This is a genomic window from Winslowiella arboricola (assembly GCF_025527015.1).
GTDB lineage: Bacteria > Pseudomonadota > Gammaproteobacteria > Enterobacterales > Enterobacteriaceae > Erwinia > Erwinia arboricola.
Genome location: NZ_JAODIM010000041.1, coordinates 68,973 through 95,729, shown reverse-complemented (window position 1 = coordinate 95,729; position 26,757 = coordinate 68,973). Strand labels below are relative to the sequence as shown.

Sequence of the window (26,757 nt, the reverse complement as noted above, 5' to 3'; positions counted from 1 at the left end):
CTTTTTCCATTCTTCTTTCCGCACTGCGGGTTTGCATGCCAAACATTACAACATCAGAAAGCGCGCTGGTAAGGCAGAATACCCTGACGCAGCATTTGACCGGTTCCTAAGCCGTAGTTAGAGCTCAGGCCACGCAGTTCAATGTTGAACGAGATTTGGTTGTCATATTTACTGCTTTCGTTTTCCCAACCGTTGATTTTGCGCTCGTAACCCAGGCGAATGGCATAACAGCATGAGCTGTATTGCAGGCCAACCAGCTGATCGGCAGGCTGTTTAGATTTGGTGTCGTAGTAATACGCCCCCACAACCGACCAGGCATCAGCAATCGGCCAGCTTGCCGTCATCCCAACCTGAGAGATGCCATCTTTATAGATCTCGTTGGTAGAAATATCACGCTGCAGAGCAGACGCCACATACTCCGGGCTGCTGTAACGGTAGTTAAGCTGCACCATGCGGTCAGCGTCACGACGATACTCCAGCACCGCATTCCCCTGCGAAACGTTATCCAGTCGCGTATCGTACTGAATGCCGCCGCGCGTGCTCCAGCGATCGCTAATTTTCCAGTATGTATCACCGGCCCACACCAGGCTGCCAGTGTCATCTTCATCGCTCGTTGTTTCCAGTCCGGTGCGAGAAGGGGTAAACGAGTAGATTTGACCCACAGAAACGTTAAAACGTTCAACCAGATCGGTATCATAAATTCGCGAAGTGACACCGGTGGTCATCTGATTGGCGGATGCGATGCGATCCAGACCGCTATAGGTGCGATCGCGGAACAGTCCGGTGTAGTCAGATTGCAGCAGTGTGGAGTCATACGCGTTGATATGGCTCTGGTCGCGATACGGGATATACAGGTACTGCGTACGCGGTTCCAGCGTCTGGGTATAACCCTCCGCCCAGTTCATATCGCGTTCAAACACCATTTTGCCATCAACTTTAAATTGTGGCATTACGCGGTTGACCGACTCTTTCAGCTGGTTAGTTTTATCGGTATCGACGCTGGTATTGTAATACTCCACATCACTCTGCTGATAGTGGGTTGCCAGCAGCTTCGCTTCGGTATTCAGGCTGCCCCAACCATTGGCCAATGGCAGATTAATGGTTGGTTCAAGATGCAGACGCGTCGCTTCAGGATAGCGGGAGTCGACGTTGGTAAACTTCACCGCCTGACCATACAGGTGGGTATCAAACGGCCCGACATCGTTCTGATAGTAGTTAACATCCAGCTGCGGCTGCGCACGATAGACATTACGCACCGAGAACACCTGGAAGTCTTTACTCGACAGGGTGGCGTTCCAGTTGCTTTCCGCATAGCCGACGCTGAATTTCTGCGTCAGATAACCATCCGTCGACGAGTAGTACGGCGAATCGAGGTCGTTAAAATAGTAATTGTCGCTGACTTTCGAGTAGTCAGCATTGAAGCGCCAGTTCTGATCGTAGACGCCAGCATGGCGCCAGTAGAAGAACCAGCGATTCGAATCTTTCTCTTCAGGATGATCTTTATTGAACTGATCGTCTGATGCCAGATAGTCGAACTCCACCAGACCGGTACCCGCGGTGGTCAGATAGCGGAACTCATTCTGATACTGGATGCCGCGCTTGCTCATATAGTGCGGCGTCAGGGTAGCGTCAAAGTTCGGCGCAATATTCCAGTAATACGGCAGAATAAATTCAAAGCCGTTGTTACTGCCATACTTGGCATTCGGGATCAGGAAACCAGAACGACGGCGATCGCCGATTGGCAATTGCAGATACGGGCTGTAAAACACTGGCACCGCACCAATCTTAAAGCGCGCATTCCAGATCTCAGCCACCTCTTCCTCGCGATCCTGAATCACTTCAGAACCGACTACGCTCCAGCTGTTATCGCCGGGCAGACAGGAGGTAAAGGTGCCATTTTCCAGAATGGTGTAACGATTTTCACCGCGCAGCTTCATCTGATCGGCGACGCCACGCCCCTGGCGGCCGACCATTTGATAGTCACCGTTCCAGACGTTAGTGTCTTTGGTATTCAGATTCGACCAGCCTTTCGGACCTTTCAGGATGACCTGATTGTCGTCATAGTGCACATTACCCAGCGCATCAACCGTACGGGTAGGTACAGTTTGCCCAGGCATGGTTTTCTGATGCAGCTGAACTTCATCAGATTGCAGGCGGCTGTTACCCTGTTGCACATCGACATTGCCGCTGAAAACCGCATCGTCGGGGTAGTTGCCTTTCGCGTTATCAGCGTTAATCGTTACCGGCAGTTGATTGGTTTGTCCCTGGACCAGAGGTCGGTTATAACTCGGCACGCCAAGCATGCACTGCGACATTAAATCGTCGGCAAGCACATGCTGACTGTAAAGTGCTGAACCAATCAGAGTGGCCAGCAAAGTAGGAATATGTTTTTTCATACGCGGTATCGAGAATTCCGTGATAACTGGCATCATGCCGACAAACGGTCAGAGACTAACTTACTCAACTGCGTTGCGCTAGTGTTAATCCTGCTCGTTTACCCGCGTTGCCGTTAGGCTCTGAGATAAATGACAGGTATGATAATGCAATTTTTAGCCTTCAGCATGGCGAATTGAGGAGTATATGCGCTATTGGGGAAAAGTACTTGGCCTTGTGCTGGGTTTGTTGTCTGGAGCAGGCTTCTGGGGCCTGGCGATTGGCCTGATTATTGGTCATATGGTTGATAAGATTCGCGGCGCGCAGGGGCGGGGCTATTTCGCTAATCAACAAACGCGGCAGACGCTGTTTTTTCGCACGACTTTTCAGGTGATGGGGCATCTGACCAAATCGAAAGGGCGTGTGACCAATGCTGATATTCAGATGGCTTCGCTGCTGATGGAGCGGATGCAGCTGCATGGCGTGGCGCGTACTGCGGCGCAGCAGGCGTTTCGTGAAGGTAAGCAGGGTGAATATCCGCTGCGCAGCAAGCTGCGTGAACTGCGTAGCGCCTGTTTCGGCCGTTTCGATCTGATTCGGATGTTTCTGGAAATTCAGATCCAGGCGGCGTTTGCCGATGGTTCACTGCATCCCAATGAGCGCCAGGTACTGTATGTGATTGCTGAAGAGCTGGGTATTTCCCACGGCCAGTTCGATCAGTTCTTACGTATGATGCAGAGCGGTCAGCAGTTTGGCGGCGGCGGTCAGTCGTGGAACGGCTCATCTTCGCAGGGTGGTTTCCAGCAGGCGCCGCGTGGGCCGACGCTGGAAGATGCCTGTAGCGTACTGGGGGTGAAAAGCAGTGACGATGCGGTCACCATTAAGCGCGCCTATCGCAAGCTGATGAGTGAACACCATCCCGATAAGCTGGTGGCGAAAGGTTTACCGCCGGAAATGATGGAGATGGCGAAGCAAAAAGCGCAGGAAATCCAGTCGGCATATGATTTGATTAAGCGCGAAAAGAATTTTAAATAGCCGTGAATTGAAAAAGGGCGGCTCGCCGCCCGTGCCGATGATTGGCACCGCGCCGCCATTCATAACGGGAGCCGAAAACGGCTCCCCGACAAAAAAATCAGTGTTTCCGTTAGGGTCGGCGTACTCGCCGCCCGCTGCAAAATTAAAAATCCGCCGGCTGACGAAAGGTCATTGGCGTTTTATATTGCGGATGGGTAATTGTCAGCATCTCTGCATGCAGCTGCAACCTTGGCGCCATGGCTCTGGCTTCATCATGGGCATAAAAGCGGTCGCCGAGAATTGGATGGCCCAGCGCCAGCATATGTACGCGCAGCTGATGCGAACGTCCGGTAATCGGCTTTAAACGGATGCGCGCGCTGTTATCAGCGGCATACTCCAGCACTTCATAGCCGGTCTGCGCCGCTTTGCCGGTTTCAAAACAGACTTTCTGCTTTGGCCGGTTCGGCCAGTCACAAATCAGCGGTAAATCGACCAGTCCGGTCTCCGGCTGCGGATGTCCCCAGACGCGCGCCACATAGGTCTTTTGCGGCTCGCGTTCGCGAAACTGCCGCTTAAGCTCACGTTCCGCGGCTTTGTTCAACGCCACAACCATCACACCGCTGGTTGCCATATCCAGCCGGTGTACCGATTCGGCCAGCGGGTAATCACGCTGAACGCGCGTCATCACACTGTCTTTATGCTCTTCCAGACGACCAGGCACCGACAATAAACCACTCGGCTTGTTGACCACCATAATATGCTCATCCTGATACAGGATATGCAGCCAGGGATCTTGTGGGGGATTGTAGGGTTCCATCATATGTCCAACGGGTACTCAGGCAATACCCGCCACCACTAAAGTGGCGGCGGGCTGGGGTGGGGAAGCAACGATTAACGCTTACTGGTGCGTCACCACAATCAGGCGCAGCGCATCAAGACGCCAGCCCGCATCGTTAAGGCTGGCCAGTACCTGCGCACGATTGCTCTCCAGCGCATCGACCTCGTCATCACGAATATTCGGATTGACCGCTTTCAGCGCTTCCAGACGCGACAGCTCAGCGCTCAGCTTCTCATCCGCTTCCTGACGTGCCGCATCAATCACCAGACGCGCTTCCGCCGCGGCCTGCTCTTCGGATAATTTCAGGATCTCATGCACATCCTGCTGTACCGCATTGACCAGCTTGCTGCCGGTATGGCGGTTCACCGCGTTCAGCTGACGGTTAAAGCTTTCAAATTCGACTTTGCCCGCCAGGTTGGTGCCTTTACGATCAACCAGCATGCGGATTGGTGTCGGCGGCAGGAAGCGGGTCAGCTGCAGGTGCTTCGGCGCCTGCGCTTCCACCACGTAAATCATCTCCACCAGCAGGGTGCCGACGGGCAACGCTTTATTTTTCAGCAGCGACAGCGCACAGCTACCGGTATCGCCGGAGAGGATCAGATCCAGACCGTTGCGAATGATCGGATGCTCCCAGGTGACATACTGGGCATCTTCGCGCGACAGCGCCAGCGCACGATCAAAGGTAATGGTGCAGCCATCTTCCGGCAGACCCGGGAAGTCAGGCACCAGCATATGATCGCCTGGCGTCAGCACGATCATATTATCACTGCGATCTTCCTGATTGATGCCGACAATATCGAACAGGTTCAGCGCAAAGTTAACCAGTTCGATATCACTATCCTGCTCGCCAATCAGTTCGGCCAGCGCCTGGGCCTGCTCGCCGCCATTGGAGTTCAGCTCCAGCAGACGGTCGCGACCCTGCTCCAGCTGGCTTTTCAGCGCATCATGCTGGCTGCGGCACTGATGGATAAACTCCTCCAGCCCTTGCGGATTCTCCGGCGCCGCCAGGTACTCAATCAGCTGCTGATAAACGCTGTCATAGATGGCGCGGCCGGTCGGGCAGGTATGTTCAAACGCGTCCAGACCTTCGTGATACCAGCTGACCAGCACTGCCTGCGCGGTTTTTTCCAGGTAAGGCACCATAATCTGAATGTCGTGCGCCTGACCGATACGATCGAGACGGCCAATACGCTGCTCCAGCAGATCCGGGTTAAACGGCAGATCGAACATCACCAGACGGCTGGCGAACTGGAAGTTACGGCCTTCGGAGCCGATTTCCGAGCACAGCAGCACCTGGGCGCCGCCCTCTTCGGTGGCAAAGTAGGCCGCCGCACGGTCGCGCTCAATAATTGACAGACCTTCATGGAACACCGCGGCGCGAATACCTTCACGCTCGCGCAGCACCTGCTCAAGTTGCAGGGCTGTGGCGGCTTTGGCGCAGATCACCAGCACCTTCTCGTCGCGGTTGCTGGTCAGATAACCCAACAGCCATTCAACGCGGGGATCGAAGTTCCACCAGGTGCCGCTGTCGCCTTCAAATTCCTGATAAATCTGCTCCGGGTAGAGCATATCGCGTGCGCGCTCATCGGCGGATTTACGTGCGCTCATAATCCCGGAGACTTTAATCGCTGTCTGATATTGCAACGGCAGCGGCAGGCGAATCTGGTGCAGTTCGCGTTTCGGGAAGCCTTTCACGCCGTTACGGGTGTTACGGAACAGCACACGGCTGGTGCCATGGCGATCCATCAGCATGCTGATCAGCTCCTGACGCGCCTGCTGCTTGCCTTCACGGTTGCTGTTAGCCACCTGCAGCAGCGGCTCGATATCCTGCTCGCCCACCAGGTCGTTCAGCATATTCATCTCATTCGTGGAGATGGTTTTATCTGCCAGCAGCATGGTAACGGCATCGGCGATCGGGCGGAAATTCTGTTGTTCTTCCACAAACTGGGCGAAATCGTGGAAACGATCCGGATCCAGCAGGCGCAGACGGGCAAAGTGGCTCTCCATACCGAGCTGTTCCGGCGTGGCGGTCAACAGCAGCACGCCCGGGATCTGCTCAGCAAGTTGCTCAATCACCTGATATTCGCGGCTTGGCTCGCCTTCGCTCCACGCCAGGTGGTGGGCCTCATCGACAATCAGCAGATCCCACTCGGCCTCGGCCATTTTCTCCAGGCGCTGCTTATTGCGGCGCACAAAGTCCAGCGAGCAGATCACCAGCTGTTCGGTTTCAAAGGCGTTGTCGCTGTCATGCTGCGCTTCGGCATAGCGGTCGTCGTCAAACAGCGCAAAGCGCAGGTTAAAGCGACGCAGCATCTCGACCAGCCACTGGTGTTGCAGGGTTTCCGGCACCACGATTAATACGCGTTCGGCACGGCCTGCCAGCAACTGCTGATGGATAATCATGCCTGCTTCGATGGTTTTGCCCAGACCGACTTCATCGGCCAGCAATACGCGCGGCGCATGACGACGGCCAACATCATGGGCAATATGCAGCTGGTGAGGGATAAGGTTGGTGCGCATGCCGCGCAGGCCGCTGATCGCCAGACGATACTGTTCACTGTGATATTTGCGTGCGCGGAAGCGCAGGGCAAAACGATCCATACGATCGAGCTGACCGGCAAACAGGCGATCCTGCGGTTTGCTGAACACCAGTTTGCTGTCCAGCATCATTTCGCGCAGCGTCACGCCACTCTCGTCGCTGTCCAGACGCTTACCGACATAGGTCATCAGACCTTTATCGCTGAGGGCTTCTTCGACTTCCAGCTGCCAGCCTTCATGACTGGTCACAGTGTCGCCCGGATTAAAGATAACGCGGGTAATTGGAGAATCATTTCTGGCATAGAGACGGTTTTCACCCGTGGCGGGGAACAGCACTGTCACCATACGTGCATCCAGTGCAACAATGGTTCCCAATCCCAGTTCGCTTTCCGTATCGCTGATCCAGCGTTGACCAAGTGTAAAAGGCATAGATAGTTGGCTCGATTCTCGTAAAAATGTTTTTTTGAACGCGCTCCAGGCAATAGCATTGCGGCCGGACAACAAGAGAGTGTCTGGCTGAAGGTGCGGAGCGCTGAAGTTCAGGAAGGGCGCTATGGTACTGGAAGGTAACGCGTTCGTCACCTGTCAAAACAGCCCTAACTGTCCTGTTATCAGTGTAGCAAAGTCATCCTGCATAAATGGCAGAATGCCGTCCGCCACCGGTTGCAGCTGACGTGAGAGATAGTGATCATAGTCGAGGGGCGTGATTCTCGCCTCCAGCGGTTCCGGGCCTGAGGTCGCCATCACATAGCGAATATAACCGCCGTTCTGGTACTGCAATGGACGGCCCAGCTTGCGGTTGTGCTCATCGGCCAGCCGCGCGGCGCGCACATGGGGCGGTACATTACGCTCATACTCTTTCAGTGGTCGGCGTAACCGCTTTTTAAATACCAGCCGATCGTCAAGTTCGCCGTCCAGCAGCTGACGCACGGTTTCACGAATAAAATCCTGATAAGGCTGGCGCTGAAAAATGCGCTGATAAAGTTCCTGCTGAAACTGCTGCGCCAGCGGCGTCCAGTCGGTGCGCACGGTTTCCAGCCCTTTAAACACCATGCGCTGCTGACCGTCCTCGGTAATTAAACCGGCATAGCGCTTTTTGCTGCCCTGTTCGGCGCCGCGAATGGTTGGCATTAAAAAACGGCTGAAATGGGTTTCATATTCCAGTTCCAGCGCGCTTTCCAGACCATATTGCTGGCTGAGATGCTGCTGCCACCAGAGGTTAACTTTCTCCACCAGCCGCTGGCCAATCTCCCTGGCCTGCGCGTCATCGTGCGGTGATTTCAGCCAGACAAAGGTGGAGTCGGTGTCGCCGTAAATCACATCATAGCCTTCCGCTTCAATCAGTTCGCGAGTCTGGCGCATAATTTCGTGGCCGCGCAGGGTGATCGAAGAGGCGAGGCGGGGATCAAAGAAGCGACAGGCGCTGGTGCCAAGCACGCCATAAAAGGCATTCATAATAATTTTCAGCGCCTGTGACAGCGGCTTATTACCCTGCTTTTTCGCCGCTTCACGTCCCAGCCAGATCTGCTTAACGATTTCCGGCAGGCAGTGTTCGCTGCGCGAGAAGCGCGCATGGCGGAATCCGGGCACGGAGTGCTGGTCGTCAGGGGTTGCCAGCCCGGCCACCAGACCGACCGGATCGATCAGAAAGGTGCGGATAATCGACGGATAAAGGCTTTTATAATCCAGCACCAGCACCGAGTCATACAGACCGGGACGTGAATCCATTACATAACCGCCCGGGCTGGCTTCCGGGGCGATTTCGCCGAGATTCGGTGCCACATAGCCAGCGCGATGCATACGCGGCAGGTAGAGATGGCTGAAGGCGGCGACAGATCCACCATGGCGATCCACCGCCAGGCCATTGACCGAGGCGCGTTCCAGTAAAAACGGCATCAGTTCGGTGTGCTGGAAAATGCGCGTCACCAGTTCGCAATCTTTCAGGTTGTAGCGCGCCAGCGCCGGTTTGTCGTTGGCAAAGCGTTCATTGATCTCTTCCATACGCTGCCATGGATTATTAATCGCTTTGCCTTCACCCAGCAGCTCGCGCGATACCGCTTCAAGGCTGAACGAGGAGAAGTTCCAGAAGGCGGACTTTAGCGCTTCAATGCCGTCAATAATCAGCCGTCCGGCAGCTTGCGCGAAAAATACGCCAGGTTTAAATCCATGCTCGCGCCACTCCAGCGGCTGGCGGTCACGACCCAGACGCAGCGGTATGCCATAACGGTCGGCATGTTTTTGCAGCACGCGCAGATCAAACTGCACCACGCTCCAGCCGATCACCACATCGGGATCGTGCTGCTGGAACCAGGCGTTCAGTTTTTCCAGTAGTTGCGGACGGCTGCTGACATACTCCAGATTAAAATCCAGCTGGCTGGCATCGCCATTTTCCGGGCCGAGCATAAATACGTCGCGCTGACCGCAGCCCTCAAGACCAATGCAGTAAAGTTCACCATGCTGGGTGGTCTCGATATCCAGTGATACCCACTTTAGCGGCGGCCGATAGTCAGGATGCGGCTTCAGGCGGGCATTGATCAGGCTGTCACCGGCAGGCTGGCCGCTGAACCATACCGGCGCAGTAATAAAGCGCTCCATTAAAAAGCGCTCCGGTGGCCGGATATCGGCCTCGTACAGAGGGATCTGCTGTTCACTTAGCCGCTTTTCGAGCCGCTGTAGCTGGCGATACTGCCGGCAATAGAGCGCAAACACCGGGCGATGACGAAAGTCTTTCAGTTCGAGGGGCGTAATACGGCAGTGCTGTTCAGCGGCCAGCAGCTGTTCTGTTTGTTGCTGATATTGCTGCGGAATAAAGGCCACCGACTCCTGCTCCGGCAGTACCAGCCGTTGCGGCCCGGTATCGGTTGCCAGCCACAGCACCACTTCCGTGCCGTTCGCGGTGTCCCGCCAGTGGCGAGTAAGTAAAAAGCCTGCGCGTGCGTTGTCCACCCGGAACCCTTATTGCGTTAACTGTAATCAATAATAGCATGTTTATTTATACAGTTCTTGCGTAGCGATTAGCGCGATTTTAATTCAGCTGCTAAACCTTTTGGGTAGCATAAAACGTCATCGATGACCTGTGCCAGGCTGGCGCTGTAACAACTAAAAGGATGTTTCCATGGATCGTGTAATCGTAGCCCATACCCCACTGGGTGATGGTCAGCTGCTGTTCAAATCACTGAGCGGCACTGAACAGCTCTCCGCACTCTACGCTTTTGAAGTCGAACTACTTAGCCACAACAATAATATTGCGCTAAAAACTTTACTTGGTGGTGATCTGGCGGTTGAGTTAAAAGATCAGCAGGCGCCATCGCGTTATTTAACCGGGAAAATTACGCAAATCACCCATGCCGGGCAGGCCACCGGCGCTGAACGCTACACCCTCTATCGCGCCATTATCCGACCCGCAGTATGGTACCTGACGCAAAATCGTGATTTCCGTATCTGGCAGGAAAAAACGGTGCCTGAAATCCTGCATGATGTGTTTAAAGCCCACCATATTTTGTATGAAAACCGGCTGAGCTGGCGTTATCGCCAGTGGGATTACTGCGTCCAGTACCAGGAGAGCGATTTCGATTTTATTAGTCGCCTGATGGAGCATGAGGGGATTTATTACTATTTTTCGCATCAGGCGGATGGGCAGGTGTTAATTCTGGCCGACGGGCCGCAGGCGCATAGCGTCCTGGCGGGCCATGAAAATATTCCGTGGAGCACTGATGAGCATCACTCCGCAGGGATTAGCGGCTGGAGTGCTACCGACAGCATTACCCCGGCGCTTTACAGTATGGATGACTACGACTTCCGTCAGCCACGCGCGCGGCTGCTGGAGGCGCGGCAAAATCCCCATTCCGGCGCCATCGGCAGAGCAGAAGTCTTCGACTGGCCGGGCCGTTTTAACGACCGTCAGCAGGGGGAGTTTTATACACGCGTACGCCAACAGGAGTTTGCAGCGCAGCATCAGCAGATGGCCGGCAGCGCCAGCGCCTGCGGAATCGCGCCCGGTTATCTGTTTCGTCTTTGCGGCGCGCCGCGTCGTGAGGATGAGCGGCAATATCTTACCGTTAGCACCAGCTGGTTGCTCAGCGCCAGCCCCTACAATAGCGGCGCAGCAGGCGGAGGCGATCGGCTGGTAAGCTTTACCCTGGTGCCGGATGATATCAACTGGCGCCCGCTGCGGCAGACGCGCTGGCCAAAGACCCATGGCCCGCAAACTGCCGAGGTGGTTGGACCGTATGGCGAAACGATCTGGACCGATAAATATGGCCGGGTAAAGCTAAAGTTCCGCTGGGATCGCCATGGCTGCGGCGATGACAGCAGTTCGTGCTGGGTACGCGTCTCCAGCAGCTGGGCAGGCTGGAAATATGGCGCCTTGCAGGTGCCGCGCGTTGGTGAAGAGGTGGTGGTGGATTTTATTAATGGCGACCCGGATCGACCGATTATCACCGGGCGTGTCTATAACCAGCAGAGTATGCCACCCTGGGATCTGCCCAGCGCCGCCACCCGCATGGGCTTTATGTCGCGCAGTAGCGGCGGCACCATGGACAACGCCAGCTATCTGTTTCTCGACGATGCCGCCGGTAACGAATCTTTTACCATGCATGCTGAACGCGATATGACGATTTCGGTGGAGAATGATCTCCATATGCGGGTTGGCGGCAACAGGCAGGAGCATACCGGAGGGGATCTGATGGTTTCGGTTGATGGCCGCTGGCAGCAGCAAGTGACCGGCGGTGAAATCCTGATCTCGTCGCCACATAAAATTACGCTGAAAAGTGATACCACTATTGAAATGGATGCCCCGGTCAGTACCGTCAATGCACGCAGTCACGCTTATACCACCACCGGTTTTAATGTCAGCATCAACGGGCTGGATATTAAGATGAACGCCATGTCCGTGGGCACCACCATCTCCAGTAATGAAATTAAGAGTCTGGCCTGTACTTTTACCGGATTAAGTCTGTCGAAAACCGGCATTACCATGCAAACCAATACCATCAAATACAGCGGAACGCAGCTGATGGTCGATCTTTCGACCGTGCGTACTTTGATGAGTGGTCTGTTTTTATATATGTGATAACGACGGGCTAAAGGCCATCGGCTGCTGACATTGACATAAACCCAACACTCCCATACAAAACAAGCCTTGACGCTGTTGTGACGGGTCAGGACAATCCAGCATTCGAAATACCAGAATGGAACGTTATGGAAGCCTGGCTGGAACAATTAATTACGCAATCGCTGGCGTGGTCGCTGTTTGCGGTGATGCTGGTGGCTTTTCTGGAGTCGCTGGCGCTGGTGGGACTGTTATTACCCGGCACGGTGCTGATGGCGACACTCGGCGCGCTAATCGGTAGCGGCCAGATGGGACTCTATCCGGCCTGGGGGGCAGGGATTATCGGTTGCCTGCTGGGCGACTGGATCTCCTACTATATTGGCTGGCAGTTTAAAGGGCCGCTGCATCGCTGGTCCTTCCTGCAACGGCACAAGTCGATGCTGGATAAAACCGAGCATGCCCTGCATCAGCACAGTATGTTTACCATTCTGGTCGGCCGCTTTATTGGTCCGACCCGTCCGCTGATCCCGATGGTTGCCGGTATGCTGGAGCTGCCGATAAAGAAGTTTCTGCCGCCTAATATTATTGGTTGCCTGCTATGGCCGCCGCTCTACTTTATGCCGGGCATTCTGGCGGGTGTGGCGATTGATGTGCCGAAGGATGCGGAGAGCGGCATGTTTAAATGGCTGCTGCTGGCGGTGGCGCTACTGCTGTGGCTGGGCATCTGGTTATGCTGGCGCTGGAAGCGCGCCGCGAAGCAGAATGACTGGGCGACGCCCATGTTGCCGGTCAGTCGTCTGCGCTGGCTGGCACCGACTGCGTTTGTGATCGGTGTCGGCAGCTTTATTGCCATCCAGTTCCACCCGATGATGCCGATATTTCGTCATTTGCTGTGGCAGGTGTTTGTCGGGCGTTAAGCCTCGGCAAATCACCGGCGGCGAGAACGCCGCCCCTACAGTTGTCTGAGGCTTTTCCCAGGGGCGGCGGGTTTAACCTCAACCCCCAGAATTGCCGCTTCCTGTATTTCTCCCCTGGCCAGCGACACAGTCGCGCCATCCCAGTAAACCCGCCCGTCGACAATCAGCACGCTGCGTGCGGCGATCTGCTGCGCATCTTCGAGGCTGTGCGACACCATCAGTAAGGTGATTTGCCGCTCGCGACAGACTTCATCGACCAGCTGCAGCATCTCTTTGCGCAGCGCCGGGTCGAGGGCGGAAAACGGCTCATCCAGCAGCAGCAGCGGCTGTTGCCGCACCAGGCAGCGCGCCAGCGCGGCACGCTGGCGCTGGCCGCCGGAGAGTTGTGATGGCAGGCGTTCGAGATACTCACTGAGGCCGACGCGTTGCGCGATAGCGTTAATGGTCTGTTTCTGCTGCGCACTGAGTTTTAAGCCGGGATGCAGACCCAGCCCGATATTTTGCGCCACGCTCAGATGGGGAAACAGATTGTTTTCCTGAAACAGCATCGACACCGGGCGTTGCGCCGGGGCGCTGTAGGTATGGTCATCGCCGTTAAGCGCGATGTTGCCGCTACTGGCAGGCAGAAAACCGGCAATCAGACTCAGCAGCGTGCTTTTACCGGCGCCGCTCGGGCCAAGAATTGCCAGCCGCTCGCCCGCCTGCATCGACAGAGAAAAGCGCATCGGCAGATGCTGATAGAGATAGGTTAAATTATTCAGCGTAAGCATGGCGTCCCGGCAGTTTTTCAATCACAGTGAACAACAGAAAACAGAGTAATAACAATAGCAACGCGGTGACGGCTCCCTGTTCGCTGCGATAAGAGCCAATCTGCTGATAAAGCCAGAAGGGCAGGGTGCGGAAATCTTCATTGCCAAACAGCGCGACTACGCCAAAATCGCCAATCGATAATACACAGGCAAAGGCCAGCGCCTGGGCCAGCGGGCGCTTCAGCGCTTTCAGTTCAATCAGTTTCAGCCGGTTCCAGCCCTTAATATCCAGCGACAGACACAGCAGATTGTAGCGCTCGGCAATATCCCGCAGCGGGTTTTCCAGTACCTTCATCGCATAGGGAATGGCCATCAGCGCATTGGTGAACATCACCAGACCCTCTGCCGACTGTGGTAAACCGATGGTGCTGTTGAATAACAGGAAGAAACCGGTGGCCAGCACAATGCCCGGCATGGCGAGGATCAGCATGCCGCTGAGTTCCAGCATCTGGCCCGCCAGCTGTCGCTGACGCAGACGCAGTTCGCGGCTGGTCCACAGCAGCATGGTGGTCAGCACCACGCACAGCAGACCGGCTCCCAGCGCGATGCGCAGCGACGTGGCGGTTGCCTGCCAGAGCGCCGGTTGCATCAGTACGCTACTGAAACCCTGATTAATGCCATCAACCACTACCGCCAGCAGCGGCGGCAATAACAGGATTAACGCCAGAGCGATGATCAGGGTATCGGTGAAGCGTGCCTGCAGGCTCTGTTGCGGATTACGCCAGCCGCCCAGCGTGGCGTTGCCCGCCGGAATCACTTTGCTTAAACGCTGGCTAAGCATCACCAGTCCGAGACAACAGACCATCTGTAGCAGCGCCAGCAGCGCCGCCCGGCCAGGATCGTAGTCGTAACTAAGCGCCTGGAAGATGGCCAGCTCAATGGTGGTGGCTTGCGGTCCGCCGCCCAGCGACAGCACGGTGGCAAAGCTGGCGAAGCAGAGCATAAAAATCAGCGCGCCGGCGGGCAGGATCTGCCGCCGCAACCACGGCCACTCCAGCAGGCGAAAGTGATACCAGCCGCCCATACCCAGCTGTGCTGCCAGCTGACGCTGTTCAGTGGGAATATTCTCCAGCGCCTGCAACAGCAGGCGGGTGGCGAGCGGCAGATTAAAGAACACATGCGCCAGCAGAATGCCCTGCAGGCCATAGGGCGAGAAACGGTAGTCAATGCCAATCAGCTGACAGAGATGCGCCAGCCAGCCTTCGCGACCATAGACGCTCAGGATGCCAAATACCGCCACCAGAACCGGCAGCACCAGCGTCATGGCGCACAGGCGTAGCAGCGCGCGACGTCCGGGGAAGCGGCGACGCCAGAGCGCGCGCGCCAGCGGGATTGCCGGGATCACGGACAGCAGCGCCGATAACAACGCCTGCCAGAACGAGAAGCCCAGCACATGCCAGAGATAGCTATCCTGCCAGATCGCGCGCCAGTCGGTTGCCGGCGCGTTAAACCATAATGCGGCAAACGCCAGCAGCGCCACGGCGACCAGCAGCAGGGCCGCCAGGCCGCCGGGGACCATCCAGCCGGCAATTAGCGGCTGACGGCGCGTTGCCATTCACTGATCCACTGACTGCGTTTATCGGCGACTTGCTGCGGGCTGAACTCCAGCGCGGTTTTCGGTACGCTAAGGGTACTGAAGCCGTCCGGCAGTTTGCTGTCGATCACCGGATACATCCAGTTGCCGGTCGGAATGGTCTGCTGGAATGGCTGGCTGACAATAAACTGCATAAAGCGCTGCGCCAGTTGCGGTTGTTTACTGCTGGCGAGCTGACCGGCGACTTCTACCTGCATATAGTGGCCTTCGGCAAAGTCGGCGGCGGCATACTGATCTTTTTTCTCTTCAATCAGATGATAAGCCGGGGAGGTGGTGTAACTCAGCACCAGATCGCTTTCGCCTTTCAGGAACAGGCCGTAGGCTTCGCTCCAGCCTTTAGTCACGGTAACGGTTTTCTTCGCCAGCTTCTGCCAGGCTTGCGGCGCATCAGCGCCATACACTTTCTGCATCCACAGCAGCAGGCCGAGGCCCGGGGTGCTGGTGCGCGGATCCTGATAGATCACTTTCCAGTTTTGATCGCTGTCGACCAGTTCTTTCAGGCTTTTCGGCGGATTTTTCACTTTGGTCTTGTCATAGACAAAGGCGAAGTAGCCGTAGTCGTACGGTACAAAGGTGCTGTTATGCCAGCCACCCGGAATGTCCAGCGTGCTGGTATCCACCTTACTCGGGCTGAACAGGCCGGTTTTTTCCGCAGCCTGTAGCAGATTGTTATCGAGGCCAAGCACCACATCGGCTTTACTGTTTTTGCCTTCCATCCGCAGACGATTAAGCAGCGATACGCCATCTTCCAGCGCGACGAATTTCAGTTCGCAATTGCAGTCGGCTTCAAACGCTTTTTTGATCGCCGGGCCCGGACCCCACTCCGCAGAGAAAGAGTCATAGGTATAGACCGTCAGGGTGGGTTTCGCTGCAAAAGCTGGTGCAGCCAGCAGCAGTAAAAAGGGCAGGGTTTTCTTTAACACTTTGCGCTCTCCTGGAGAGAAATTTTATCAGTCGCAAAGGATCTGAGTGATGCGCAATCTCAAATCCCTACGCCGGTATAAGCCGGATCAGGTTCGACGGGTTTTTCTCAGCGGAAAAACTTGCTGCGCTGCATTGATCCTGCGTCGGGCAGTGCTCACACTCCTCACATACTTATGTATGCTGCGGGTGTTGCGCGCTGGCCGACTTCGGCTGAATGCTTGCTCGCGGCGTTTTTACATTGGCGCCACATAAGATTTTTCCGCACCCCGTTGAGAACTGCCTATTCTAGTGATTTATGCTACATAGCGAAAGCATCACGACTCGGGTGGCGCAAACCAGGCGGATTTAAAATCAAACCAGCCGAGGGTATTCATCCGCACCCCGCGCATACTGCGCTGACCTTCCAGCAATAACCAGTGATGGAACAACGGATGCAGGCTGTAACTGTCGACCAGCTGTTTACTCCAGTCCGCCAGCGACAGTTGTTGCTGACGCCACAGTTGCGCATCGCCTTCCCAGTCAATCTCCACGCAGTGATGGATCAGCGGAATTTCATACAATAACGAAAACAACGAGAACTCTAATGGCAAGGTGAAATTGGCGCTGCCCAGCCAGATATCACTCTCGGCTTCACCGCGATACCAGCTGTTGTAATCCACCTCCTGGGTCACCAGTTTTACGCCATGGGCCGCCAGAATCGGCTCCAGCGCATTGGCAATGCCCTGATGCTCAATATGATCGCTGTACCAGGTGAGGGTTAATGTTTCCAGCCCTTCGGGTTTGCTGGCTGGCGTCATATTGCGCCGGTGATGCCAGCGCGGCAGCAACCCATAAGCGGGGAACCAGTAGCGCTGATAGCCAATGCCGGAGTGGTTAAGCATCGCAATCGGGTTAAAGATGGTGCTGATCCAGCGCCGCACCTGCTCGTTGCGTCCCTGTTCCGAGCGCTGGTCGAAGAGCAGAAAATAGCAGCCCTCCTCAAGGCGGCTCTCTTCCGAGGTTTCATCCTGCTTTCCCCCCTGCAGTTTGACGCCGGAATAGACCAGTTCGTCAGAGATCTCCGGCAGTACCCAGATTGCCACTTCATCGATTAGCGCGCGGTAACCAAAGTAGGCGTCAAATGCCTCAATCTTTAACTGTGACTGCTGATTGCGTACCACCGAATAGGGACCGGTGCCAATCGGCTCGCGCGCGAAGTCCGCCAGCGTTGACCATTCACGCGGCAGGATCATGGCGCTGACACTGCCCAGTAACCACGGCAGCCAGTTATCCGGCTGGCTGAGATGGATATCGAGCGCCCAGGGTGTCGGGGATTCAATACGCGTCAGATGGCTGAACAGCGGCTGAGCGTTAAGGCGTTGCAGGGTGCTGATAACATCTTCCATCTCCAGTTCGCGACCGTGATGAAAATGGATCGCCGGACGCAGATAGAAGCGCCAGTGGCTGGCGGAAATCTGCTGCCAGTGATGAGCAATATCGGGTTCCAGTTCCCCGTTTGCCTCATTTATGCGGGTCAGGCTGCTGAATATCTGTCTGGCGAGGTGGGTTTCGGAGCGGCGCAGCGGTGAACCGGGCAGTAAATTCAGCAGCGGGCGGTAATAGAGCACGCGCAGGATATGTTTCCCCTGACGAAAACTGCGCCCGAGGTGCGAGCTAATCATCTGACGCACCTGATTTTTATCACCAACCAGCTGCACCAGCTGGTCGATGCGATCCTGCTCCAGCAAGTCTTCGGCACGCTGCTGCTGGAGCGCGAGGCCGGTATAGAGGAAACTCAGCGTCGAGCGCTTGCCACGGCCGGCTTCCGACTGCCACTGCAGCCAACCTTCAGCCTGCATGGCATTCAGCAGGTTACGCATATGTCGCCGCGAGCAGCTGAGCTGCAGCGCCAGCTCATTAAGGGTGGTTTCTTGTGGCTGGCCGTTACAGCTCTGCCACAGCCGAATAAATTGCTGCCGCAAGCGGGGAGAGGACATAAAAGGGGAACTCCGCAGTGAAAGCCATCAGTTTTTCATTTCCTGTATTATGGCGATAATAGCGGCAGATGGAAGAGCGGGAGGCATCGTTATGATGCGCTTAACCATCCTTAATTTCACGCAATGACCTGGCTCACTGGTGATTTTCCCCCCGGGCAGTGCTCAGAATCCTCACGTACTTTAGTACGCTGCGGTTCTTCCGCGCTGTCCGGGAGCAAACTCACTGCGCCGCCAGACGGTCATTGGTTGAAATTAGCTTTCTGAGTATGGTGCTTTCACCAGCCAGCGGATTAATGTCTGCTGGCTTTTTTCTTTTCCCTGTGGTTTCTTCTACGCTTCTTACTCTGTCGACTTTTCGATGACTCCTTTTTCATCCTGCAAGGATTAAGGCATGAAATCGCTGCTTACCCGCCGTCGCCGTATCAATCCGGTTTATATCGCCTTTATGGCGGTCTCTTTTATGGTTGGCGTGGCCGGTGCGCTCCAGGCGCCAACGCTGAGTCTGTTTTTATCGCGTGAAGTGGCGGTGCGTCCGTTCTGGGTTGGGTTGTTTTATACCGTTAATGCGATTGCCGGAATTGTGGTGAGTCTGCTGCTGGCGAAACGTTCCGACAGCCGTGGCGATCGGCGGATGCTGATTCTGTTCTGCTGTGTGATGGCGCTGCTGAACGCGCTGCTGTTTGCTTTTAACCGAGATTATCTGACGCTGATTACGCTTGGAGTGTTTCTCTCGGCGCTGGCCAGCGTGGCGATGCCGCAGATTTTCGCGCTGGCGCGTGAGTATGCCGACAGTTCAGCGCGCGAAGTGGTGATGTTCAGTTCGGTGATGCGTGCGCAGCTGTCGCTGGCGTGGGTTATCGGGCCGCCGCTGTCGTTTGCACTGGCGCTGAACTATGGTTTCACCACTATGTTTCTGGTGGCCGCCGGGCTGTTTGTCGTCTGTCTGGGGCTCATCTGGCTGGCTTTGCCTTCGGTGCCGCGCGTTGAGCAGTCGCCGGAAGTGCTGCTGACGCAAATCAGCGCATGGAAAAATCGCGACGTGCGCATGCTGTTTTTCGCCTCAATGATTATGTGGACCTGCAACACCATGTATATCATTGATATGCCGCTGTATATCAGCAGCGTACTTGGCTTACCGGACCGGCTGGCGGGGTTGCTGATGGGAACCGCCGCCGGACTGGAGATCCCGGCGATGCTGCTGGCCGGGCATTACGTGAAGCGTTTCGGTAAACGCAATATGATGCTGTTCGCGATTGCTTCCGGGGTGCTGTTTTATCTTGGACTGGTGCTGTTCCAGTCGCGCACTGCGCTGATGCTGATTCAGATTTTTAATGCTATTTTTATCGGCATTATTGCCGGGATTGGCATGCTCTATTTTCAGGATTTGATGCCGGGGCGTCCGGGGGCGGCCACCACACTGTTTACTAACAGTATCTCTACCGGGGTGATCCTTGCCGGGGTGTTGCAGGGGGCGCTGTCGGAAACCTGGGGGCACTATGCGGTGTACTGGCTGGCGTTATTGTTATCGATAGTGGCGCTGGGGCTGTCGCTAAAAGTTAAAGATGTCTGAATAAAAAGGGCGGCGATAACGCCGCCCCTACAGGATAATGGCGGCGTTATTGCCGCCCGAATTCCTCTGTTACAGGAATGTCGGCTGCCGACTCTCAAAAGCGTCAATATCAGCAGCATGCTCAAGCGTCAGGCCAATGCTGTCGAGGCCATTCAGCATGCAGTGGCGACGGAAACTGTCCAGTTCAAAGCTATAGCGCTTATCGCCGGCTATCACTGCCATATTCTCCAGATCAACGGTAAAGCGGATACCTGGCTCGGCGGCCACAATCGCAAACAGCTCATCAACCTGCTGCTCGCTGAGGGTGACCGGCAGCAGCTGATTATTAAATGAGTTACCGTAAAAGATATCGGCAAAACTCGGCGCAATCACCGCCTGAATACCGTAATCGGTAATCGCCCAGGGCGCGTGCTCGCGTGACGATCCACAACCAAAGTTTTCACGCGCCAGTAAAATACTGGCGCCCTGAAATACCGGTTTGTTCAGGATAAATTCCGCATTCGACTGCGTGCCTGCCGCGTCCAGATAGCGCCAGTCATGGAACAGATGCACACCGAAACCGGTACGTGTCACTTTCTGCAGAAACTGCTTTGGCAGGATAGCGTCGGTATCGACATTGGCCGCATCGATCGGCACCACCACTCCGCTATGCCGGGTAAATTTTTTAGCCATAATCTTGTCCTTAATGCAGTTCGCGAATGTCAGCGAAGTGACCACTGATGGCTGCTGCTGCTGCCATTGCCGGGCTCAGCAGATGCGTACGTCCATCGCGTCCCTGACGGCCTTCAAAGTTACGGTTGCTGGTGGAAGCGCAACGTTCGCCAGGATTCAGACGGTCATTGTTCATCGCCAGACACATCGAGCAGCCAGGCAGACGCCATTCAAAACCGGCATCGAGAAAGATCTTATCCAGACCTTCCGCTTCCGCCTGCGCTTTTACCGGGCCGGAGCCGGGCACCACAATCGCCTGCACGCCCTGCGCCACTTTACGCCCTTTGGCGATGGCGGCGGCGGCGCGCAGATCTTCAATACGTGAGTTGGTGCAGGAGCCAATAAACACCTTATCAATGCGCACATCGGTCATTTTGATGCCGGGCTTTAAGTCCATATAAGCCAGCGCTTTCTCGGCGGAAGCGCGCTCAACTGGATCGCTAAATGAGGCCGGTTCCGGGATCAGCTGATTGACCGCAATCACCTGGCCTGGATTGGTGCCCCAGGTTACCTGTGGCGCGACATCGGCGGCATCAAGGGTCACCACGCGATCAAACTGCGCATCGCTGTCGGATTTCAGGCTGCGCCAGTATTCCAGCGCCTGCTGCCATTTTTCCCCTTTCGGCGCAAACTGACGACCTTGCAGATAAGCAAAGGTGGTGTCGTCCGGCGCCACCAGACCGGCTTTCGCCCCCATCTCAATCGCCATATTGCACAGCGTCATGCGGCCTTCCATGCTCAGCGCTTCAACCGCTGCGCCACAGAATTCCACCACATGACCGGTGCCGCCGGCGCTACCGGTTTTGCCAATTACCGCCAGCACGATATCTTTGGCGGTGATACCGGGCGCAGCAGTGCCGGTGACTTCGATTTTCATCGCTTTGGCGCGGCTCTGTTTCAGGGTCTGGGTCGCCAGCACATGTTCCACTTCCGAGGTGCCGATGCCAAACGCCAGCGCACCAAAGGCGCCATGGGTCGAGGTATGGGAGTCGCCGCACACTAGCGTGGTGCCCGGCAGGGTCAGCCCCTGTTCCGGGCCGACCACATGCACGATGCCCTGAAACGGGTGGTTCAGATCATACAGCTGCACGCCAAATTCGGCGCAGTTCTTGATCAGTTCCTGCATCTGAATGCGTGCCATTTCGCCGGACGCATTGATATCTTTGGTCTGGGTCGAGACATTATGATCCATAGTGGCGAAAGTCTTTGACGGCTGGCGTAGCGGACGACCGTGCGCGCGCAGGCCATCAAACGCCTGTGGCGAAGTGACTTCATGCACTAAATGGCGATCGATATACAGCAGCGGCGTCTCGTTCGGCGCTTCGCGTACCACATGAGCATCAAATAATTTCTGGTATAATGTCTTACCCATTTTCTACTTTTCCTCAGTGATAAAGCGGGCAATGATCGAGCCCATCTCATCGGTACTGATTGCCTGTCCGTCACCGGCTAAATCACTGGTGCGGAAACCTTCTTCCAGCGCCCGGTTAATTGCGCGCTCAATGGCGTCAGCCGCCTCATCTGCTTCCAGGCTGTAACGCAGCAGCAGCGTCAGCGAGAGAATCTGGGCAATCGGGTTAGCGATATTTTTACCGGCAATATCTGGCGCGGAGCCGCCTGCCGGTTCATACAGACCAAAACCCTGTTCATTCAGGCTGGCGGAAGGCAGCATGCCCATGGAGCCGGTGATCATCGCGCACTCATCGGACAGAATGTCACCAAAAAGATTAGAGCAAAGCAGTACGTCAAACTGTGACGGATCTTTAATCAGCTGCATGGTGGCGTTGTCGATATACATATGGCTCAGCGCCACATCCGGGTACTCTTTGCCGATTTCGCTCACGATTTCACGCCACATCACCGAGGTCGCCAGCACATTGGCTTTATCGATGGAGGTCACTTTGCTGCGACGCTTGCGCGCTGATTCAAAGGCGATACGCGCAATGCGCTCAATCTCGAAACGATGATACACCTCGGTATCAAATGCCCGTTCATGCATACCGCTGCCTTCGCGTCCCTTCGGCTGGCCGAAATAGATGCCGCCGGTCAGTTCGCGCACGCAGAGGATATCGAAACCGCGGTCTGCGATATCGCGACGCAGAGGACAATATGCCTCCAGACCTTTATACAGGCTGGCCGGACGCAGGTTACTGAACAGTTTGAAATGCTTGCGCAGTGGCAGCAGCGCACCGCGCTCAGGCTGTTCGGCAGGCGGTAAATGTTCCCATTTCGGACCGCCAACCGAGCCAAACAGAATCGCATCCGCCTGCTCACAGCCGGCAATAGTCGCGGCGGGCAAGGGCACGCCGTGACGATCGATGGCGATACCACCAATGTCATATTCGCTGGTGGTAATCCGCATCGCAAAACGCTGGCGAATCGCATCCAGCACTTTGGCTGCCTGCGCCATCACTTCCGGGCCAATTCCGTCACCCGGCAACACCGCGATATGATAAGTTTTCGACATGATTACACCGTTTCCTTCTGGTCTTTATTCTTGAATTTGCGTTGCAGTTCTTGCTCAACCTGACGGGCGCGCCAGATATTGTTCAGCGCGTTTATCATCGCTTTGGCGGAAGACTCAACGATATCGGTCGCCAGACCGACGCCGTGGAATTTGCGGCCATTATAGTTGACCACGATATCCACCTGACCCAGCGCATCTTTGCCGTGGCCTTTGGCGGTCAGCTGGTATGTCACCAGTTCGGTATCAAACTCGGTGATACGGTTAATCGCCTGATAAACCGCATCCACCGGGCCGTTACCGGTTGCCGCTTCTGATTTCTGCTCTTCGCCGCAGTGCAGATGAACTGAGGCGGTGGCGGTGATGCTGGAACCCGACTGCACATTGAAATCCTGCAGCTGGAAGTGTTCCGGCTCTTCATTCTGTTTGTTGATAAACGCCAGCGCTTCCAGGTCGTAATCGAATACCTGGCCTTTCTTGTCGGCCAGCTTCAGGAAGGCGTCATACAGCGCATCCAGACTGTAGTCGGTCTCTTTGTAACCCATCTCTTCCATACGGTGTTTCACCGCCGCGCGGCCAGAACGGGACGTCAGGTTCAGCTGGATTTTATGCAGGCCGATTGATTCCGGCGTCAGGATTTCGTAGTTTTCGCGGTTTTTCAGCACGCCATCCTGGTGAATGCCGGAGGAGTGGGCAAAGGCGTTGGAACCGACAATCGCTTTATTGGCCGGAATCGGCATATTGCAGATCTGGCTGACAATCTGGCTGGTGCGGTAGATTTCCTGATGCTGAATGTTGGTATGCACATTCATTATCTGGCTGCGGGTTTTAATCGCCATAATCACTTCTTCCAGCGCACAGTTACCGGCGCGCTCGCCCAGACCATTCAGCGTGCCTTCTACCTGGCGAGCGCCAGCCTGAACGGCAGCGATTGAGTTGCCAACCGCCATCCCCAGGTCATCATGGGTATGGACTGACAGAATAGCTTTATCGATATTCGGTACGCGGGCAATCAGCTGCGAGATAATATTGCTGTATTCATCCGGCAGCGTGTAGCCAACGGTGTCCGGGATATTGATGGTGGTGGCGCCGGCGTTAATCGCCGCTTCAACCACGCGACACAGATCGTCAATCGGCGTGCGTCCGCCATCTTCGCAGGAGAATTCCACATCGTCGGTATAGTTACGCGCACGTTTGACCATGCGTACCGCACGCTCAATCACTTCCGGCAGGGTGCTGCGCAGTTTTGTGGCGATATGCATTGGCGAGGTAGCGAGGAAGGTGTGGATACGATAGGCATCAGCAACGCGCAGCGCTTCATAAGCGGCGTCGATATCTTTCTCGACGCAGCGCGCCAGTGCACAGACGCGGCTGTTTTTAATCTGGCGCGCAATGGTCTGCACCGATTCAAAGTCACCCGGTGAGGAGATCGGGAATCCGACTTCCATCACGTCAACACCCATGCGCTCCAGCGCCAGCGCGATTTGCAGTTTTTCTTTCACACTCAGGCTGGCCTGTAACGCCTGTTCGCCATCACGCAGAGTGGTATCGAAAATAAATACTTGTGAGCTCATCGTTATCGTCCTTCCCGTTAGTGCTATATCAGCGCCTGTTCCGCGAGCATAAAAAAACCCGCGCATCGGCGCGGGTTTCTTTAGTTTTGCGAGTCTGAATCAGTGATTGATTCCGCCCACAAGCCTACCGCGCAAATAAGATGCGTTTAGTAGTAGACCGAGTAGACGGAAGTTGCCAATCATTGAATCAAACCCCATAAAATTTCTGTTGCCAATATTGATACGTGTTTCAGCCAGCGTTGTCAACCTTGATACCCGCATCAACCGGCAGGCTTATGTTTCAAACCTTCCGGCTTAATTTTAATAACTATCAGATCACTCTGTTGATGGGGATTCAGACAGAATAAACCGCTTTTATTTCGCCGCTCACTCAGTGAATTTGTCGAAGCTAATCCCACTGCTCCAGATGCTTAATTTTAGCTGTTAATCGCGAAGCTGCGTTTGTCGTTTGCCTGCCAACTTTTTCGCGGTTATGGTAAATACACAACTCTAACGAGAAATTAGCAAGGGCATTACTTCCCCTGTACCTGGGTTGTGGAAATGATTTCCATAACCTGAGCATAAAACCCAAAGGTCTGCCTTCTGATGGCATCGTCTGTGCGACGCTTTACGTTGTTGCGCAGCGCAAATGGCAAGCGAACAGAGTCAGCAGAATCAGTACCTTAAGCCTGGAGGCAAAGATGGAGATGTTGTCAGGAGCCGAGATGGTCGTCCGGTCGTTAATCGATCAGGGCGTAAAGCATGTGTTCGGTTATCCGGGCGGAGCGGTACTCGATATTTATGACGCTCTGCAAACGGTCGGCGGCGTCGACCATGTGCTGGTGCGTCACGAGCAGGGCGCGGTGCATATGGCTGATGGCTATGCGCGCGCAACTGGTGAAGTCGGCGTGGTGCTGGTGACTTCCGGTCCGGGCGCCACCAATGCGATTACCGGTATTGCCACCGCTTATATGGATTCGATCCCGATGGTGGTGTTGTCCGGGCAGGTGGCTTCATCGCTGATTGGTTACGATGCGTTCCAGGAGTGCGACATGGTGGGGATCTCCCGCCCGGTGGTCAAACACAGCTTCCTGGTGAAGCATACCGAAGATATTCCTGGCGTGATTAAGAAAGCCTTCTGGCTGGCGGCCAGCGGTCGTCCGGGGCCGGTGGTGATCGATCTGCCAAAAGATATCCTCAATCCGGCGAATAAACTGCCGTACGCCTGGCCGGAGTCGGTGAGCATGCGCTCATATAATCCGACCACCCAGGGACATAAAGGCCAGATTAAACGTGCGTTGCAAACGCTGTTAGCGGCGCAAAAACCGGTGATTTACGCCGGTGGTGGGGTGATCAACTCCGTCTGTCACGATCAGCTGCGTAGCCTGGCGGAAAAACTGAATCTGCCGGTGACCACCTCGCTGATGGGGCTGGGCGCGTTTCCTGGCACCCACCGTCAGTGCGTTGGCATGCTGGGCATGCACGGCACCTATGAAGCCAATATGACGATGCATAACGCCGATGTGATTTTCGCGGTCGGTGTGCGTTTTGACGACCGTACCACCAACAATCTGGCAAAATATTGCCCGAATGCCACGGTGTTACATATCGATATCGATCCGACATCGATCTCGAAAACGGTGCCGGCGGATGTGCCGATTGTCGGCGACGCGAAGCAGGTGCTGGAGCAGATGCTGGAACTGCTGGATCAGTCTGACGCCAGCCAGAATTTCGACAGTCTGCGCGACTGGTGGCAGAGCATCGATCAGTGGCGTTCACGCAAGTGTCTGGAATTTGACCGTACCAGCAACACCATCAAACCGCAGGCGGTTATCGAAACCATCTGCCGCCTGACTCATGGCGAGGCGTATGTGACTTCCGATGTCGGACAGCATCAGATGTTCGCGGCGCTCTACTATCAGTTTGATAAACCACGTCGCTGGATCAATTCCGGCGGTCTCGGCACCATGGGCTTTGGCCTGCCTGCCGCGCTGGGCGTGAAGTTAGCGCTGCCGGAGGAAACGGTGGTGTGTGTTACCGGCGATGGCAGTATTCAGATGAATATTCAGGAGCTGTCCACCGCGCTGCAATACGATATTCCGGTGCTGGTGCTGAACCTGAATAACGGCTATCTGGGGATGGTGAAGCAGTGGCAGGATATGATCTATTCCGGTCGCCATTCACAATCCTATATGCAGTCGCTGCCTGATTTTGTGCGCCTGGCAGAAGCTTATGGCCACGTTGGCGTATCGATTAGCCACCCGGAAGAGCTGGAAGAGAAGCTGACGTACGCGCTGGAACAGTTGGGCAAAGGGCGTCTGGTGTTTGCTGACATTAACGTCGATGGCACTGAGCACGTCTACCCGATGCATATTCGTGGTGGTGGTATGGACGAGATGTGGCTGAGCAAAACGGAGAGGACATAA

General features: G+C 55.5%; 18 protein-coding genes. 5 read left to right on the top strand and 13 right to left on the bottom strand.

Going from position 1 to position 26,757, the window contains the following annotated elements; genetic code table 11:
* Nucleotides 1-53: 53 nt before the first annotated feature.
* The gene (lptD, locus tag N5923_RS12195) at nucleotides 54-2,396 is read right to left on the bottom strand and encodes an LPS assembly protein LptD (RefSeq protein WP_267142086.1); all 2,343 of its coding nucleotides are present in this window, start codon (nucleotides 2,394-2,396) and stop codon (nucleotides 54-56) included.
* Between the two features lie 184 nt (nucleotides 2,397-2,580).
* On the opposite strand from lptD, the gene djlA reads away from it, so the two are divergent.
* Nucleotides 2,581-3,408 (top strand): co-chaperone DjlA, encoded by an 828-nt coding sequence (gene djlA, locus N5923_RS12190; protein ID WP_267142085.1) that lies wholly within the window; start codon nucleotides 2,581-2,583, stop codon nucleotides 3,406-3,408.
* 142 nt (nucleotides 3,409-3,550) lie between these two features.
* Here djlA and rluA read toward each other — a convergent pair whose 3' ends face one another.
* From rluA to polB, 3 genes are all read right to left on the bottom strand, one after another.
* A complete protein-coding gene (gene rluA / locus N5923_RS12185; protein ID WP_267142137.1) occupies nucleotides 3,551-4,204 on the bottom strand; it encodes a bifunctional tRNA pseudouridine(32) synthase/23S rRNA pseudouridine(746) synthase RluA in 654 nt (217 codons plus the stop codon).
* Between the two features lie 81 nt (nucleotides 4,205-4,285).
* Nucleotides 4,286-7,192, bottom strand: coding sequence for an RNA polymerase-associated protein RapA (gene rapA / locus N5923_RS12180; RefSeq protein WP_267142084.1), 2,907 nt, complete (start codon nucleotides 7,190-7,192; stop codon nucleotides 4,286-4,288).
* A 156-nt stretch (nucleotides 7,193-7,348) separates the two neighbouring features.
* Complete coding sequence (gene polB, locus N5923_RS12175; protein ID WP_267142083.1) at nucleotides 7,349-9,709, bottom strand: DNA polymerase II; 2,361 nt, start codon at nucleotides 9,707-9,709, stop codon at nucleotides 7,349-7,351.
* Between the two features lie 169 nt (nucleotides 9,710-9,878).
* On the opposite strand from polB, the gene N5923_RS12170 reads away from it, so the two are divergent.
* The gene (locus N5923_RS12170) at nucleotides 9,879-11,834 is read left to right on the top strand and encodes a type VI secretion system Vgr family protein (protein ID WP_267142082.1); all 1,956 of its coding nucleotides are present in this window, start codon (nucleotides 9,879-9,881) and stop codon (nucleotides 11,832-11,834) included.
* Between the two features lie 128 nt (nucleotides 11,835-11,962).
* Nucleotides 11,963-12,730, top strand: coding sequence for a DedA family protein (locus N5923_RS12165; RefSeq protein WP_267142081.1), 768 nt, complete (start codon nucleotides 11,963-11,965; stop codon nucleotides 12,728-12,730).
* A gap of 35 nt (nucleotides 12,731-12,765) precedes the next feature.
* Here the strand turns inward: N5923_RS12165 and thiQ are convergent, their stop codons facing one another.
* The 4 genes from thiQ to sgrR form a co-directional block, all read right to left on the bottom strand.
* A complete protein-coding gene (gene thiQ / locus N5923_RS12160; RefSeq protein WP_267142080.1) occupies nucleotides 12,766-13,500 on the bottom strand; it encodes a thiamine ABC transporter ATP-binding protein ThiQ in 735 nt (244 codons plus the stop codon).
* The gene (thiP, locus tag N5923_RS12155) at nucleotides 13,484-15,094 is read right to left on the bottom strand and encodes a thiamine/thiamine pyrophosphate ABC transporter permease ThiP (RefSeq protein WP_267142079.1); all 1,611 of its coding nucleotides are present in this window, start codon (nucleotides 15,092-15,094) and stop codon (nucleotides 13,484-13,486) included. The genes thiQ and thiP overlap by 17 nt, the downstream gene beginning before the upstream one ends.
* Nucleotides 15,070-16,056, bottom strand: a complete 987-nt coding sequence (thiB, locus tag N5923_RS12150) for a thiamine ABC transporter substrate binding subunit (protein ID WP_267142078.1) — start codon at nucleotides 16,054-16,056, stop codon at nucleotides 15,070-15,072. The genes thiP and thiB overlap by 25 nt, the downstream gene beginning before the upstream one ends.
* Nucleotides 16,057-16,371: 315 nt before the next feature.
* Nucleotides 16,372-18,033: an HTH-type transcriptional regulator SgrR gene (sgrR, locus tag N5923_RS12145; protein WP_267142077.1), complete on the bottom strand. Its 1,662-nt coding sequence runs from the start codon at nucleotides 18,031-18,033 to the stop codon at nucleotides 16,372-16,374.
* A gap of 391 nt (nucleotides 18,034-18,424) precedes the next feature.
* On the opposite strand from sgrR, the gene N5923_RS12140 reads away from it, so the two are divergent.
* Nucleotides 18,425-19,603, top strand: coding sequence for a sugar efflux transporter (locus N5923_RS12140; RefSeq protein ID WP_267142076.1), 1,179 nt, complete (start codon nucleotides 18,425-18,427; stop codon nucleotides 19,601-19,603).
* A 69-nt stretch (nucleotides 19,604-19,672) separates the two neighbouring features.
* On the opposite strand, the gene leuD is transcribed toward N5923_RS12140, so the two are convergent.
* From leuD to leuL, 5 genes are all read right to left on the bottom strand, one after another.
* Nucleotides 19,673-20,275, bottom strand: a complete 603-nt coding sequence (leuD, locus tag N5923_RS12135) for a 3-isopropylmalate dehydratase small subunit (protein WP_267142075.1) — start codon at nucleotides 20,273-20,275, stop codon at nucleotides 19,673-19,675.
* 10 nt (nucleotides 20,276-20,285) lie between these two features.
* Complete coding sequence (gene leuC, locus N5923_RS12130) at nucleotides 20,286-21,686, bottom strand: 3-isopropylmalate dehydratase large subunit (RefSeq protein WP_267142074.1); 1,401 nt, start codon at nucleotides 21,684-21,686, stop codon at nucleotides 20,286-20,288.
* A gap of 3 nt (nucleotides 21,687-21,689) precedes the next feature.
* Entirely contained in the window at nucleotides 21,690-22,781 is a 1,092-nt protein-coding gene (gene leuB, locus N5923_RS12125; RefSeq protein WP_267142073.1) for a 3-isopropylmalate dehydrogenase, read from the bottom strand.
* Between the two features lie 2 nt (nucleotides 22,782-22,783).
* Nucleotides 22,784-24,352: a 2-isopropylmalate synthase gene (leuA, locus tag N5923_RS12120; protein ID WP_267142072.1), complete on the bottom strand. Its 1,569-nt coding sequence runs from the start codon at nucleotides 24,350-24,352 to the stop codon at nucleotides 22,784-22,786.
* A 99-nt stretch (nucleotides 24,353-24,451) separates the two neighbouring features.
* Nucleotides 24,452-24,535, bottom strand: a complete 84-nt coding sequence (gene leuL / locus N5923_RS24800) for a leu operon leader peptide (protein ID WP_407704461.1) — start codon at nucleotides 24,533-24,535, stop codon at nucleotides 24,452-24,454.
* Nucleotides 24,536-25,032: 497 nt separating this feature from the next.
* Between leuL and ilvI the strand changes: the two genes are divergently transcribed.
* A complete protein-coding gene (gene ilvI, locus N5923_RS12115; RefSeq protein WP_267142071.1) occupies nucleotides 25,033-26,757 on the top strand; it encodes an acetolactate synthase 3 large subunit in 1,725 nt (574 codons plus the stop codon).